This is a genomic window from Mycoplasma wenyonii (assembly GCF_003265155.1).
Taxonomy (GTDB): Bacteria; Bacillota_I; Bacilli_A; order Mycoplasmatales; family Mycoplasmoidaceae; genus Eperythrozoon_A; species Eperythrozoon_A wenyonii_C.
This window is the reverse complement of the sequence record NZ_QKVO01000011.1, coordinates 1-13,950: the sequence shown is the minus strand read 5'-3', so window position 1 is coordinate 13,950 and position 13,950 is coordinate 1. Positions and strand designations below refer to the sequence as shown.

Genomic DNA, 13,950 nt, shown 5'->3' with positions numbered 1-13,950 from the left:
AGAGAGTCATACTATTTCCAGCTTGATTTCTTCTTTCTATTTCTCTGAGGGTGGTGGGGAGAAAAATAGACAAGCTATGTATGTATTCGGTGCATCTTTATTGGTTCTCTCAATATTTCTCAACTGATTCCTTAGAAAGAAAGCTTCAGAGCTTAACTATAAGGGAAATCTAGTAAGTCGCAAATGAGATAGTCTCTCTTGAAAGATTAAGAGCAAGATTGAACATCTAAGGTACAAAAATTCTTCTATCTATCTTTCTAGATATCTACAAAAAGATGTTTACAGTAAGAAAGAAACCACTCGAAATCAATTCTTGAGAACTTTTAGAGCTTGAAGAGAAAAGACCTTAGTTTTCTTAGTTCTTTCTCTATTCCTATCTATTCTTGGAGTGGCTATATTTAGAGGACTTTACTTTATCTTCTATAACCTCTTCACCGGAAATACTGAAACTTATAGCTTAAAGGGAATAGTGGTTCCTACTTGAAATACTATACTTCTGCTATTTTTCTCCGTTTCATGATCTCTGCCAATTAGCTTCTTTTCTGCTTTCTTTGTGAATATTTATCTAAGAAAACATAAGAGAATAAAAAGTTTCTTTACCTCAATTATTTCAGGAATAGGAACAGCTCCTCCTATGCTTTGAGCCATGTTCAGCTCTTTCTTTTTTCTTAACTATCTGAAGTTAGGAATAGGAAAGACTTCTGTATTTGCCGGAATTCTCTCTTTTACTATATTGAGCTTCCCATTTTTATTCAATAAATTCTCTAATCTATTTGAAGCTTATTCCAAGAAATACAGTAAAGCTCTATCTTATCTGGGATTACAAAACTTCAATCTAATCTATCTACTCTTGAGGGATGGTAAGTCCAAGATTAGAAAGCACCTATCTAATTTGACAACTAAATTGAATGGAGAAAGTGGTTTGCTCTTCATTACTATGGGTGTCTCTCCTTCCTCCAGATTTACCTTGTGAGGCCCTGGACAAACTCTAACAACTAAATTCTTTGCTTCTTTTTATAAATACAAAATAGTTGAATTGAAGTCAGTAGTTTATGAGACCATTTTCTTTATATTGATATTCTCAATCTTTCTGTATTCATTATTAACTACTTTTTGAATAAAGCTATTTAAGAGGGGTGTTAGATTAGTCAAAAAGCTCTATCTAAAGAAAATATTTAACTATTACTGGCATATGAATTCCAAAAATAAAGCTAAATTCTTAGTTCAATTAAGTATTCAATAGTAAATTGTGAAGTTCGACTGAAGAAAAAAAACAGAAACTCTTCCTGCTTACAAATTATTTAACTCTGAAGAAGAAACAGATTTCCTATATATAAAAGATTTCTCTCTTTTTCTAAAGGAAGGAAAAAAAAAGAAAAAGACTGTATTATCTGACATTAACTTAACTTTCTCTAAGAATAAAGTTTGAGGAATCATTGGTCCTTCAGGGGCAGGAAAATCTCTCTTGCTGAAATCAATTACTAAGGAAATATTTGAACAGGGGGAGGATCACAATTATTGCTGAGAGGGAAAGATAGTCTACCGAGGAACAGAGCTACTTTCTACTTCTTTTCCTATTGAATTGCTGAAAAAAAGAATAGGGCTAATTAGTCAGTTGCCTGTTTTGTTTCCCCTGACTATTAGGGAGAATATTCTATTTGCTCTAAAAGCGAGAGGGATGTATGATTCTAAGCTTTTAGAACAGAAACTAAAGAAAATATTGGTTGAGTGTGATCTTTGAGAAGAACTTAAAGACAGATTGGATAGTTGTCCTATTGGCACTTTATCTGTGGGGCAAGCGCAGAAACTCTGTTTTGCCAGAGCTTTAATTTTGGAGCCAGAGCTATTGTTAATGGATGAGCCTACTAGTGCTTTGGACCCCTCTTCCGCTTCTAAAATTGAAAAATTGATTTTGAATATTGCCAGCAAGATAACTGTGATAATAGTTTCACATTCGCTTTCGCAGGTGAAACACATTGCTGACTACACTGTCTTTATCAAGGGAGGGGAAATAGTTGAACAAGGACCAACCCCTAAGTTATTTACTGCTCCGAAGACCAAAGAGTTTAAGAACTTTATATTGGGGCAATACTAGTGATTAAGTCTTTCTCCTTTAATTCGATCTCAAAAGAATTAAACAGCAGAAAGTTATTTATTATCTCTATCTGCTCTATGTTGGGAATAGGAATATTCCTGAAGTCAAAGACTTTAATTGAGCTTTCAAAAGGTGAGTATTGACCTATTTTTGCTTTATTTTGTATTTCAACTTGTCTCATTATCTCTATGTGTTGAGCCTTTACAAGATTAGTAGATAAGAATACTAGTAGTGGTAGGGGATTTGTAGAGTGAGTAGAGAAATATTGTGGGACTAAATTTAAGAACTGAGTAGTAGGATTTACTACCAAGTTATTGCATCCAATAGGAATACTAACTACCTCTATTTATCTAATTAAGTGAGTTAATGAAAAAGGCATATTGGGCATTTGAGGCATTTGTATTTGTGCTTTTTTACTTAGTGCCGTAATTACTAGTCTTAATGTTTTTTCTTTTAAAGGGGCTGTGATTTTGCAGAAGGTATTATCTTGCTTTATTTTCTTATCAATTCTCTATACATTGGGTTTTGGAATTCACTCTTTTTTTGCTAGAAGTGGACAGGGGCAAAGTAATGGCAATCAACAAGAAGGTGCTGGTCTAAATAAATTCGGAAGCTGAACTGTCTTGATGTCAGGCCTTCCTTCTATCTTTTTTATGTATGATGGGTTCTACTCTGTATTATCTCTTAAGGAAAGAACAAGAAAAGAGACTTCATTTAGAAAAATAGTCTCACTATCTTTCATTGCAATTACCTTGATTTATTTTCTAGTAATAAGTGTTACTTTGATGGCAGATAAAAAAACAGGAGACTTTATGAACTTTCAAGGATTAAAGACGCCTCATTTTAAAAACATACTGACAGTTCTTATCTTTTTAACTTTCTTATCTAGCTTAAATGTGTCTTCTATGTGCGGTCAAAACCAATTAGTACAGCTTCACTATAAGTACAACTTCAAAGAGATTAATAGTATCAGAGAAAGATTTATAAAAGTCAAGAGTGTGAAATATGGATTGGCAAGTAAATTGTCTGTCTGGATTCACTTATTAGGTCAGATGGGAGGTATTGCTTTAGTGGCTGTTTTTATTACTCAGATAATGTATTGAACACAAAGTCATAATATAGAGTTTCTTTGAACTATTAATGACACACTGGCAGAGTTGAACTCCTTGATTATCTTTGGAGTTTTGGGTATTGTGTTGTGAAATTCTAGAGCAGGTAAAAAAACAAATCTCTTTACTTCTATTGGAATTCTCATAGCATTTATATATTTCTTACTTAATAATGTGATTTCATTGTTTTATAGTGGATCAAGTGCTTCTGGTAAAAATCCAAGTCACTTTACAACTGCGCTATTGAAATTACTTATTTTGGGAACTTTAATAACCTATCCTGTTCTTCCGCAGATCAAATTTAAACTAAAAGAATGATTCGCCCCTAAAGCTACAGAGTCCAAAAGATTTAATAAACTTAACCAAGAATATTCACTGGTCAAGATAGTTTCTACTTAACTTAAATGTCTTACATACATAAAAAGGGAGTTGACACTGCTAGAAGAAGGATGACTACCAGACAACAGTGTTCTGATCTAATTTCTTATGGTCAAATTACTACCAAATTAAGTTATGCTAGAACTACTCAGAAATATTTTGAAAAGTTAATAACTTTAGCTAAAGTAGACAACTTAATTACTAAGAGAAAGGCTTACTCTATAGTTCTTAGAACTTCTAAATTTACTAGAGAGGAATTGGTGAAAAAACTATTTGAAGAGCTTGCAAAGAAATATAGATCTAGAAAAGGAGGTTACACAAGATTACTAAAAACCTCTAAAGGTTCTTTCCTAGTTCAACTGGTTTAAAGAAGTTAGCCCTAATTGGGCTAACTAGGGAAACTAGATCCCGTGCTCTGCTAGTATTTCAGTTAAAGAGTTAGATAGTTCTTCTTCATCTTCTCCTTCAATTTGGAATATAACCTTAGATTTTCCTGTAACTCCCAAAGACATTAAGTTAATAATGGATTTTGCGTTAGCTTTTTTTCCTTCAAATTCCATAAAAACAGAAGACTTATATTTAGAGAGTGATTGAACTAATTTAGAAGCAGGTCTAGCATGAAGGCCTACTTTATCTTGAATTATGTACTCAACTGTTTTCATTTGTGCCTCTAACTACTTTTAAATTTTAGAACTATTAATAGAATTTTCTTCTCATATCTGCTCTCTTTTTCTTTTCTTTCTTTTGAAGTGCTGGTCTTAAGTGAAAAAGATATCTCATTGCTGTTCTTTTAACCTCAACAGAAAGCTTTTTAAATTCGATTAAAGCTTGGTCTATTCCATTCTCTTTTACCTTAATAACTGGCATATAACTACTTTGGTTTATTAGTTGATTTAGCTTTCAATCTCTTTAGTTTAAGAGGGAGAGATTCAGCATTTCTTAAGTAAGACAGATAAGCTCTTCTGGATCTACCCTCTCTAACCCTTTCTATCTTGTGAATTAATGGGGAATGAATAAAGAAAGACTTTTCCACTCAATAGTTTTTCATCTTCTCTCTCAAGAGAATGTTTTCTCCCAACAAAGAGCCTCTTTTTCTTATAAGCAAGCCTTCAAATCTTTGAATTCTTTCTTTCTTTTTGTCATCAATGATCTTTTCTTGAACTAGTACAATATCCCCTGCTTTAAGTTGCTTAAAAAGTTGACTCTTAAAGCTATCTCCTTGTAAACCATAAAAATGTTTTTTAGTTTCTAGAAGTAAATCCATAAAGTAATTACTTAAGAGAAAACTCTAATTAAAAACTAAGTGCACAAAGAAAACTTAATACAAATAAATGATAAATAAGGAAATATTACTTACTATTAATTGAGTAATCACCTAAATTGCTGGAGGGGGCAAAAATTCTTTCCATAATTGGAGGGATTTTTTCTGGCTGTTGCCTTATACCTTTTTTTCAAAAGGGGGTAGAAAATAATGATTCAATTGCATCTCCCAGCTCGCAGACCAATTTAGAAGTTTCGTCAACATCTGAAATTCAATCCTTAGGTACTTTGGAAACAAGAAAGACCACTTTGCCAGAAATCAAAAAAGAGTTTGAAGAGGAAAATTGTGAAATTGTGCAACCTTTAGAAGATGTTTTTTGAGACCTTGAAATTTCAGATAGAATGAGCTCTTACTATACTATTGTTTGCAAAAATACTAGTAAAAGTTCTGTTGATAAAAGGATGGTGGGGGAGTGAACTGGTATATTCCCTGATGTTTTGATGACTGGTAGACAAGATTTAACACAAGGGAAAAGGATTGGAATTAAAACAATAACTACCTCAATAGTGGAGGGGAGATATAAGACAGTTTTTGAAGGAAGTAAATTACAAAATTCTTCAATCGTTGGTGAGTGGGGGAATGATTTAAGAGATGCGGGGGATAAAAAAATCACAGCAGTAACTCTTTCGGGCGAACTTGGTAACACTAATTCAATTTTTCTTATATTTGCGGAAAACAGTTAATTTTTTATCTACTGGATTTACAAGTATTTCTTCGCTCTTAAAGTTGTCAGTCTTAAAATTTGAGAGTCATAACAGTTTCTTTTAGAGCTTGTCTTTAAGTCTTAGGGCTATTGTGGCAGTTGGTGGGCTTGGAGGGGGTGTGTTAGTTCCCTGATCTTTGAATAAATTACGAGGAAAGAGTCCAGAGACAGTAAATATTGCTCAAACTCCTTCTAGTGTTCCTTCTGCCACAAGAACTGAAGATACTCCGACCGATCCAAAACTTACTGAAAATCCCTCTATAGAGGTTCTAAAAGTTCCACAGCAAGCTCCTGATTCTCGCCCCCCCCAAGAAGTTGATGAAACTGGCAATTGCACTATATTAAATGAAGTGCCGGAAGAGATGAATGATTGATTTTGAAACAATACTAGTGAAGGCACTGAAAAGTATGTAACTGTTTCTTGTGAAGATGTAATTAACAATCCTTTGATATCGGCAAACACATGAGGAGGTCTATTCCCGGAAGGAGTATTCTCTACCATGCGTTCTTTTCTACAGGGAAAGAAATTTGATATAAAGATGGAAGTTACTCCAACAGAAACAGGATTAAATGACTACACAGTGATTTTTGATGGAAAGAATAAATTCAATAATCTTGTAACTGGAAAATGAGATGGAAAAGAAGAAGAGTCTCAACAAAAAACTTTCAAAATTATCTCAATCTCTACTCCAACCGCTATTCCAGACAAAATATATATTTGATCTAACTAACTCAATAGGCTTAAATTTAAGGACCTATTTAATATTTCCTTATTGTGTCTTTAGCTACTAAATTCTTTGTTGTTTGTGCTGGCTGCTGTGGTTTAATTCCATTCTTTTTAGAAAAAGAACGAAAAAATAATTCAAATAATGCTGAAACAAGACATTCGATAGCCCCCCCCTCAGGAATACCACTAATAAACATAGAAGATACAAAGTTAACTGAAGAAAAGAATTGCAAAGTGATTGATAAATTAAGTGAAAATGTCTTTTGAGAACTTATTAAAGAGGAAGAAGACTATATAACTGTTTCTTGTGAAAATGTCAATATAGATGCAAAAGAAATAATGCCAAATAATTGAAAAGGTTTATTTCCCAAAGTCTTATTTAAGAGTCAAGAATTTCATAAAACAGGTTTTGAACTTGAAATAAAAACTAAAACAGAAAAGGAAGGTACAGGTTCCTTTTACAACACTTTTTTCTATAGCAAAAGCTTGGAAAACGACTTTACTGTTGGAGAATGAGACAAGCAAACTACTGTCGCTGATGGAAGATTATTTGTAACTATTAATGCTTTTGGTAGATTGGGAAAAACAAATCCAATTTATCTATTATTCCCAGATAAGAAAACTATTGAAACTTAACTAAAAGACTGAAAAGCTGTAATAAAAAGCTGAATTAGTATTTTCTAACTTACATAAAAGATCATCTCCTCCTAACGCCTTGGCTCGAACACTACATTGTTCACTTAGACTTACATTTTTGAAATATCTCCAACCACTTTCAAAGGCCACTGCCCAATTAATACTCTCTCCATCTTCAAGACCTAAAAATAACATAGCAGTTTCTTTCTCTTTATTGGCTAGATAATTAACAGTTGATACTTTCCTAATCAAATTAGATTCAATCTCAGTAATAAAAGAATTCTCTGGCCCTACATAATAAAAATTAGCTATGCCATTTTCTTGTTTCTCGCAGGCATATATTGCATTAGACCAATTGTTTTCATTCTCTGGATTTTGAATTAATTGACAATCTTTTTCTCTCAATCATTGCAATACTTTTCGCACCTTTAAATTCTTGTTTTCTGGCGTAATCTCTTCTCTATACTCTAGCAAAGGATCTTCAAATTGCGAGAGAGCTATAGGAGTGGCAATTCCGCCAAAGGCTAATGTACCTGCTAAAGCTTTAAGAATAAAAACCATGCTTAATTACTAAAAACCGTGTTTTATTTTACTTATTTTTCTGCTGGAGCTTTCTAAGCTTCTCGGATAGCTCTAGTATGTTAGAAGAATTCTTAACTTCAAAATAACTATCTTTTCCTCCAGAAAGTAATTTATACAATTGAAACTTCTCTAGGCCCGTTAGCTCAAACTCTATATTCTTCAACAATCTTTGTAAAGCTCTATTAGGCTTACAACCTGCTAATAAGTAATGACAAAATAAATCTCTATCTAAAGACACAAAACAACCTTCTGGATAGAAATAGCCTATCTCTTTTTGTGTTCTAAATAATTCCTTCATTCTTTCAGTGTGTTTAGCTACTATATCTTCTGGTTTGTCTCATATTTCATTCTCGGAAAATGGAAAGGCAGAAGGAGATCATTCTGGAAATGGAGAAGAACTATCCTCTTCTTCGCTTTCTAAGTAAAGAACTATAGGAAAACAAATTTGTGAGTTGCCTTCAGTGCGCTTTGGTACCGCAGAAATAGATAACTTCAAACTAAAGTCTGGAAAGTCTAGATTGAGCTTTAATCAAATCTAACAAGTTCTTTGTGGGTTGAGCTCCTTTTCCAATAAATTCTTGATACAAAGTCATATCTAATTGAAAATTTCCCTTTTTAGGTTCATAAAAACCTAAAGTCTTAAGTTCGGCAGAATCTCTTGCTCTTCTAGAGTCTATAGCAATAATTCTGAAAAAAGGATTATGTTTCTTGCCCATCTTTTTAAGTCTCAGCCTAACCATTGTCTCCTAATATACTTTTAGAAATTTTATTTCTTATTTTTAGAACTTATCTGAGAGTCAGGAATCTCAGGTTCCTTGAAGTCAGGGCAATCAAATAGATCTGGAGAATCCTTTTCTAATTGAGAAATTCATTCGGAAGAGTAAATATGTTGTTCTTCATTCTCTAATTTCTTTAAAGGTCAACCAAAATATACCTCTTTATTTGATTCTTTTGTTCCTGAAAATAAAGGCAATATCTCTAATTTTCTATTTAGAAAGGAATAAATACTTCTAGCCCCAGATAAGGTTGGATATAACTTATTTTTGTTTCTAATTTCTTCAGGATGAATTAACTTGTAATTTAGTTTTGAATTTGGATTACTAAATATCTTTTGAATGTACTTGTTTATCAGTTCTTGAAAATCAGAATCCAACAAAGTTAATAGGGATTGCTTTAGTCTAGATTTTCATTGCTGAAAATAGCCAATCTCCAAAGAATTTTCATTTCTTTCTGGTACATCTATATTTTTTCCCAGAAGTCTAACTTCTTCTAAAAGCTGGTGAATTAATTCTCAATTAGTAGAGAGTAAGAATTTATGTTCGATATCTGTGCAAATTAATTTTTCTCAATTATCATGAAAGTCACTTAAACCGGAATAGGGACAGAACAAAGCAATTGCACTTTTTGGTACATCTCCAAAGTAAAAGTTTTTGTTTTTATGGAAAAAGGCATATGTTTTTGGTGTAATTAAGACTCCTTCAGATAGTATGCTCTCTACCTTCCCTATAACTAAAAGTTCAAAATTAATGGCTCTTTTTGAAACAATAATAGAAGGAATTCTTAAGGCCTAATGAAAAAACTAAAAAATCTCAAGTATTTTAATAAAATAACTTTTCTGCATTCCTTCTACTGCATAAGGGCCTCCAACTGGCTTTCCTAAGATGGTTCTGGCTATCGGAGATTCATTTGAAATTTTGAATTGTGCAGGATCTGCATCTAAACTACCTAGAATTTCATAAGTATATTCTTTGCTAGTTAAGGAGTGAAATACTCTGACTTTAGAACCTATTTTCACTACTTTTTCATCTTTTGCCTTCTTTTCTTCTTCTTTACCAATGATCTCATAATTCTTTAAGATAGTTTCAAGCTCTGTAATTCTCTTTTCTAATTGCTCTTGTCTCATTTTGGCACTATCATAATCTGCATTTTCAGATAAGTCGCCCAGGCTTCTTGCATGTTTAAGTTCTTCGAGAACTTGTGGTCTTTCAACATCTATCAATTTAGATAGCTGAGATTTAATTTCAGCTAACTTTTCTTCTGTTATGTAATGGGTTGTCATAAGTGGTTAGTTATTGAGAAATAACTAATTCTTTATTTTATTAACTTAATGGGGATAATTACAGTATTTAGAAGAATATTTCATCGGTAAATTTACAGAAGAAAAAGGAAGGATGCAAACCTAACAACAATTATTAAGTTGCTTTAAAAAAGTGAATTCAAAAACTGAGTTAGAATAAATGGCGGTTTTTTTGAGTAATTTATGTTCGCAAGCTTAAAAACTATTGGGGCAATTTCCGTATTTATTGGAGGTTATGTTGGTTTTCCTCTGTTATTAAATAGTTCTCGAGAAAGTTTTGCTGTAGAATTCACGAGCTAAGACAGTTATAAGAAAGCTTTCTACCACGACAAATTCAAATATTGGTAAGGGCAATTGCGAGATTGAAGAGATCTCCAAGAACTTGGAAAAATTTCTTCTAAAAAATGGAAAAGAAGGAGATCTTTATGTTGGAATTCTTTGCGAAAATACTAATGTTGAAACTGACAGTGGCTCTCTTTCTTATGCTTGAACGGGTTTATTTCCTAGCAGTTTATTAGCTAGTGGTGATGAGCTTGCAATTGGTAAAAAGCTAGACATAAAAACCAAAACTGTGTCGAAAGATGAAATAACAACTACTACTTTTGAAAGTAAAGTCCTAAAGGCGCCTGTTGCAGGAACTTGAAAGGAAAAGATAACCAATGAAGGTGAATTTCCAATAACTTCAATTTCAGTTTCTGAAAATACAAATATCTATTTGATTTCCTATTAAAAAAGGTTACTTAGCTCTATATCTAATTAGTTTCTAAAAAGATCTAAGGAAAGTAAATCAATTGGCTTTTGGAACTTCTTTCTTAGGCTCTTTATCCTTCTTCTTAGAAAATAACTTACTAAATATATCTTTTATTGACATAACCTAATCTTTATTTAACTATTTTTATTTTTAACTGATTTAGATTTTTTAGGAGCTTTTCCCAGATGTTCTGGAATCTTGTATCCTAAGAAATTTTTGGGAGGGGCATAGCAAGGAAAATCTAAATCTGTTGGGCTTTCAGAATGATTGAAGCTTTCAAATTCCAAACTCTCTTCAGAAATAACATTAGGAATTAATCTAACAATTCCTTCTAGAATTACTGAAGCCGCTAAAGTTCCTGAAGAAATTATGTAATTTCCAATGGAAAGTCTTTCGGAGATAAAGTGTGAGATTCTTTCATCTATACCTTCATAATGTCCACAAAGAAAAACTATTGGGGCTTCACTAGATAACTTCTCCAGCTCCCTAAATCTAGTTTGAGTTAATTTATTACCTCTTGGGCATAACAAGATAATATGGGCATTATTTAACAACTTATTTTTCTCTAGTAACTTATAAATAGGTTCTATGGAAATGACCATTCCACCTCTCCCCCCGACATCAGGAAAATCCACTTGTTGATTTCATCCCTGTCTTATATTTAGTACCTTATAAGCAATTGGAGCTCTATAAAGGGCTTTTAAGGTAATTGAATGAATTAATCAATTAGTAAGCTCTATTGGAAATAAAGTTAAAAAATAAAAAGTTCTGACTTTATTAATAAATTAGCTCACTAACTATTTAAAAATCTTTTTGTGAATTAATTAGAAAGAGAGAAATACTTAGTTAACTCTAATTTCTAGAATTCAGTATCTGATAAACACTCTTCTCCTTCTGCTGAATAAAGTCTGTAAGGAAAAGATATAAGTCATATATCTCTTGTTATCCCATCCTCATCTTTCTTAGTTTTATTGGTCTTCTTAATGTATATAGTGTCACCACCGTAAAAATCTAATGTTTCTTTAGTAATTATTCCTGATCTTTTTTGATCTTGATGAACGAATTTGAAACTTTCTAACGCTTCTCATTCAACTAATCTTTCTTTAATTCATACACCAATAATTTTTTTATTCTCAAATGTACACAATCTCTTAACTCTTTTGCCGGTGAAACACGCCTTAAAGAGATCTCCATCATCCGTGACCATATAGAATCATTCTTTTCTTGAAGGCAAATCTCCTTGAAAATTAACAATTAATTGCACATCGTACCAACTCTGTTTCTTTCCAGATTGTCCATTAGATGATTTACTATAACAGGCATTAAGATCCGATTTCGATAAATCTAAATTAGCTGAATTTAAAACCTCAGATTCAGTAGGAACAATTAAAGGCAAAACAATGGTTTGCAAAACCTTCGCCTTCTTTACTTCTGTAAGAGTTAATTCTTCTCTGTTTTCTGACATACTTAAACCTTCATTTTAGAAACTTTTTCGTATTCTTTTTGCACACTCTTTATCACCATAAGTAATTTATTTTCTGCCAGAAAAGCTATGTTTTTTGAAATATTTTCTGACTTTAAAGATTGAATATGACTTTTAATGTTTGATAAAGTTTCTGTTTTATTGGTTAGAAGAGCTATTTCATATTGTTTTCACTCTAATTTATCTGGTTCTTTACTCGCCAAGAAACTTAAATTTGGAGAACCTATCATTGCAGAGTTAACTTCATTACTTTTCAGAAAACAATATAACTTTCCGTGATATCTAAAAGAGTGAATAATCCTTATCTCTCCTATTCCAGATTTTTGTCATTTGTCATTAATTTTCAAAGCAAGATTGAAAAGTGCTTTTGAAATTCCATCAAAATAATACATTCCTAGAATCAAAGAAACATTTTTAATCTTTTGTTGTGTTATTAATTCGTCTAATTTTCGCAAAGTATTACAAGAAGAGAAGCCTACAGCAATTTCTAATTGATCTGATTTTTTAATTTCTTCTATAAAACAAGTCTCAATGGTCTTTTCTCCCTCTTTAGTTAATAAAGGTCAAATATTGGAATATAAAAGTCTTTCTTTCATAGACTAGAAAGTTTTTAAGTTGAAGTTGTTTTAATCTTCAACAAGATACATTGGCTTTCTGAAAAATAAACCTAAAAGAAAAAATGTGGTCAGCATTAAAAATCTAATCAGTCCTAATAAAAAGTAGTGAGTTGTCACTTTAATTAACTAATAATCAGAAATTCGAAAAAAGGCAGAAATATAAATATCTAAATTACTAAAAATATGTGATTAACTCTTTAAAATTTTCGGTCTTAAATTATCAATAATTAAGAAAACTTAGGCTTAAAAGCTGACTTCCTTACTTAAGAAAAAGAAAAATCTTACCGGCTTGAAGTTGTACAAAGTTAATTGTTTGTACTTTAACGACTTCTTCTCCTCTAAAAACTGAAGTCTCTTCTCCTCATTTACCTGTTACAACCTCATGTAACCCAGTTCCTTCAAAAATTGTTTGAGCATTACCATCACTCAAGATTGTTGTCTCGGTTGTCAACTCAAACTTCTTTCCCTTGTTAAATTCGCTCTTGTTTACAAATAAATAGTCAGGAAATAATCCTTTTCAATTGTTGGGGATCTTGCTACTAGAATCCTTATTAGCTCCTTCACAAGAAACAGGAATAAAGGTACCACTTGTACTGAGATCATAAAGAAAATTATTCAAGTCTGGGAAATCAATAACTTGACAGTTTTCCTTCACTGTTTTCTGAAACTGCGTAGCTGGCACTAACTTTTCCATCTTTTTAACTTCGCGCGGAGATGCAATAGTTTCAGGAATTTGTTTTTCTTCTAAACTAGATGTTGATCCTTTCTCGTTCGTGTTTTGAAGGAATCATGGAACACTAGCGCAACCTCCAATTGCAGCAATAACAGAAAGAACTTTTACTGTTGCCAACATGACTTAAAGAAAAATTATCTTTATTTCTTAAGTAGTAAATAAATCTTTTCAGAAGAGGATCTTGAAGAAACTATTATCATTTCAGCCATTTCTTTTTCTCCTTCAAATGGATCATTCTTTGTTCACTCTCCTACCACATCATCATAGAAATGTGAACCACTAAAGGTTGTCTTATATTTATTTGTCTCTCCTAAAGATTCAGTTTGTGTTTTTATTTCAAATTTCTTTTCATAAGTAAGTTCTGTTCTATTTTTAAGTAAAGAATTAGGAAATAATCCTTCTCATTGGGTTGGTATTGGTGAACTAGTATTTTTGTTTGTATTTGTACAAACTACCTTAATAAAGGGGTCAAAGTCTGAAATTCCAGTAGATCATAATGCATCTTCCAAATCTTCTAGATCTTTTTTTAGAGTGCAATTTTCTTCATTTTTTGTAACTGGCGGGAGAGATAGGGAAGGGGCTTCTTCCGGAACTCCAGAGGGTTGTTCTGACGTAGTATGAGTCGGAGAAACTGGTTCGGAAGAGGGGGTTAAGGGGGAGGGGCTAGAGGATACTGTAACACCAGCACTCGATGAGTTTCCGAGATTGAATTGACGTAATAGTCAAGGGGCACTACCG

The 13,950-nt window shown here is 32.3% G+C and carries 22 protein-coding genes; 9 read left to right on the top strand and 13 right to left on the bottom strand.

Annotated elements, in window-relative coordinates:
- The 4 genes from DNK47_RS03490 to rplQ form a co-directional block, all read left to right on the top strand.
- Positions 1 to 1,243 (top strand): ABC transporter permease (locus tag DNK47_RS03490; RefSeq protein WP_181454157.1); only part of this gene is annotated, 1,243 nt, incomplete at its 5' end.
- A 6-nt stretch (positions 1,244 to 1,249) separates the two neighbouring features.
- Positions 1,250 to 2,095 carry a phosphate ABC transporter ATP-binding protein gene (locus DNK47_RS02550; protein ID WP_112665659.1) on the top strand — a complete coding sequence of 282 codons (846 nt, stop codon included), beginning with the start codon at positions 1,250 to 1,252 and terminating at the stop codon, positions 2,093 to 2,095.
- Entirely contained in the window at positions 2,095 to 3,603 is a 1,509-nt protein-coding gene (locus DNK47_RS02545) for an amino acid permease (protein ID WP_112665657.1), read from the top strand. The genes DNK47_RS02550 and DNK47_RS02545 overlap by 1 nt, the downstream gene beginning before the upstream one ends.
- 5 nt (positions 3,604 to 3,608) lie before the next feature.
- Entirely contained in the window at positions 3,609 to 3,950 is a 342-nt protein-coding gene (rplQ, locus tag DNK47_RS02540) for a 50S ribosomal protein L17 (protein WP_112665655.1), read from the top strand.
- Between the two features lie 33 nt (positions 3,951 to 3,983).
- Here rplQ and DNK47_RS02535 read toward each other — a convergent pair whose 3' ends face one another.
- Genes DNK47_RS02535 through DNK47_RS02525 form a run of 3 tightly spaced genes read right to left on the bottom strand, consistent with a single transcriptional unit; the run spans position 3,984 to position 4,846 of the window.
- Positions 3,984 to 4,244 (bottom strand): HPr family phosphocarrier protein, encoded by a 261-nt coding sequence (locus DNK47_RS02535; protein ID WP_112665653.1) that lies wholly within the window; start codon positions 4,242 to 4,244, stop codon positions 3,984 to 3,986.
- 34 nt (positions 4,245 to 4,278) lie between these two features.
- Positions 4,279 to 4,449, bottom strand: a complete 171-nt coding sequence (locus DNK47_RS02530) for a hypothetical protein (RefSeq protein WP_037331365.1) — start codon at positions 4,447 to 4,449, stop codon at positions 4,279 to 4,281.
- A 4-nt stretch (positions 4,450 to 4,453) separates the two neighbouring features.
- A complete protein-coding gene (locus tag DNK47_RS02525) occupies positions 4,454 to 4,846 on the bottom strand; it encodes a 50S ribosomal protein L19 (protein ID WP_112665651.1) in 393 nt (130 codons plus the stop codon).
- Positions 4,847 to 4,962: 116 nt separating this feature from the next.
- Here DNK47_RS02525 and DNK47_RS02520 point away from each other — a divergent pair, with 116 nt between their 5' ends.
- From DNK47_RS02520 to DNK47_RS02510, 3 genes are all read left to right on the top strand, one after another.
- A complete protein-coding gene (locus DNK47_RS02520; RefSeq protein ID WP_112665649.1) occupies positions 4,963 to 5,586 on the top strand; it encodes a hypothetical protein in 624 nt (207 codons plus the stop codon).
- A gap of 88 nt (positions 5,587 to 5,674) precedes the next feature.
- Positions 5,675 to 6,337: a hypothetical protein gene (locus tag DNK47_RS02515; RefSeq protein WP_112665647.1), complete on the top strand. Its 663-nt coding sequence runs from the start codon at positions 5,675 to 5,677 to the stop codon at positions 6,335 to 6,337.
- Between the two features lie 44 nt (positions 6,338 to 6,381).
- Positions 6,382 to 6,969 (top strand): hypothetical protein, encoded by a 588-nt coding sequence (locus DNK47_RS02510; protein ID WP_112665645.1) that lies wholly within the window; start codon positions 6,382 to 6,384, stop codon positions 6,967 to 6,969.
- Here DNK47_RS02510 and DNK47_RS02505 read toward each other — a convergent pair whose 3' ends face one another.
- The 5 genes from DNK47_RS02505 to greA all read right to left on the bottom strand — a co-directional run bounded on the left by DNK47_RS02505 (position 6,970) and on the right by greA (position 9,610).
- Positions 6,970 to 7,530, bottom strand: coding sequence for a hypothetical protein (locus DNK47_RS02505; RefSeq protein ID WP_112665643.1), 561 nt, complete (start codon positions 7,528 to 7,530; stop codon positions 6,970 to 6,972).
- A 28-nt stretch (positions 7,531 to 7,558) separates the two neighbouring features.
- Positions 7,559 to 8,047: a hypothetical protein gene (locus DNK47_RS02500; protein WP_112665641.1), complete on the bottom strand. Its 489-nt coding sequence runs from the start codon at positions 8,045 to 8,047 to the stop codon at positions 7,559 to 7,561.
- A 1-nt stretch (position 8,048) separates the two neighbouring features.
- Entirely contained in the window at positions 8,049 to 8,291 is a 243-nt protein-coding gene (rpsP, locus tag DNK47_RS02495; protein WP_099197259.1) for a 30S ribosomal protein S16, read from the bottom strand.
- A gap of 26 nt (positions 8,292 to 8,317) precedes the next feature.
- Positions 8,318 to 8,941 (bottom strand): hypothetical protein, encoded by a 624-nt coding sequence (locus DNK47_RS02490; RefSeq protein WP_112665639.1) that lies wholly within the window; start codon positions 8,939 to 8,941, stop codon positions 8,318 to 8,320.
- A 189-nt stretch (positions 8,942 to 9,130) separates the two neighbouring features.
- Positions 9,131 to 9,610, bottom strand: a complete 480-nt coding sequence (gene greA / locus DNK47_RS02485; protein WP_112665637.1) for a transcription elongation factor GreA — start codon at positions 9,608 to 9,610, stop codon at positions 9,131 to 9,133.
- A 400-nt stretch (positions 9,611 to 10,010) separates the two neighbouring features.
- Here greA and DNK47_RS02480 point away from each other — a divergent pair, with 400 nt between their 5' ends.
- Complete coding sequence (locus DNK47_RS02480) at positions 10,011 to 10,358, top strand: hypothetical protein (RefSeq protein ID WP_112665635.1); 348 nt, start codon at positions 10,011 to 10,013, stop codon at positions 10,356 to 10,358.
- 155 nt (positions 10,359 to 10,513) lie between these two features.
- On the opposite strand, the gene DNK47_RS02475 is transcribed toward DNK47_RS02480, so the two are convergent.
- From DNK47_RS02475 to DNK47_RS03385, 5 genes are all read right to left on the bottom strand, one after another.
- Positions 10,514 to 11,014, bottom strand: a complete 501-nt coding sequence (locus DNK47_RS02475) for a 23S rRNA (pseudouridine(1915)-N(3))-methyltransferase RlmH (protein WP_112665633.1) — start codon at positions 11,012 to 11,014, stop codon at positions 10,514 to 10,516.
- Between the two features lie 224 nt (positions 11,015 to 11,238).
- Positions 11,239 to 11,844, bottom strand: coding sequence for a restriction endonuclease PLD domain-containing protein (locus tag DNK47_RS02470; RefSeq protein ID WP_112665631.1), 606 nt, complete (start codon positions 11,842 to 11,844; stop codon positions 11,239 to 11,241).
- A 2-nt stretch (positions 11,845 to 11,846) separates the two neighbouring features.
- Positions 11,847 to 12,458, bottom strand: coding sequence for a restriction endonuclease PLD domain-containing protein (locus DNK47_RS02465; RefSeq protein ID WP_112665629.1), 612 nt, complete (start codon positions 12,456 to 12,458; stop codon positions 11,847 to 11,849).
- Between the two features lie 280 nt (positions 12,459 to 12,738).
- On the bottom strand, positions 12,739 to 13,332 hold the full coding sequence (locus DNK47_RS02460) for a hypothetical protein (RefSeq protein ID WP_112665627.1): 594 nt from the start codon (positions 13,330 to 13,332) through the stop codon (positions 12,739 to 12,741).
- A gap of 20 nt (positions 13,333 to 13,352) precedes the next feature.
- Positions 13,353 to 13,721 (bottom strand): hypothetical protein, encoded by a 369-nt coding sequence (locus DNK47_RS03385; protein ID WP_146737531.1) that lies wholly within the window; start codon positions 13,719 to 13,721, stop codon positions 13,353 to 13,355.
- A 22-nt stretch (positions 13,722 to 13,743) separates the two neighbouring features.
- Between DNK47_RS03385 and DNK47_RS03380 the strand changes: the two genes are divergently transcribed.
- A partial coding sequence (locus DNK47_RS03380) for a hypothetical protein (protein ID WP_146737530.1) occupies positions 13,744 to 13,950 on the top strand: 207 nt, incomplete at its 3' end.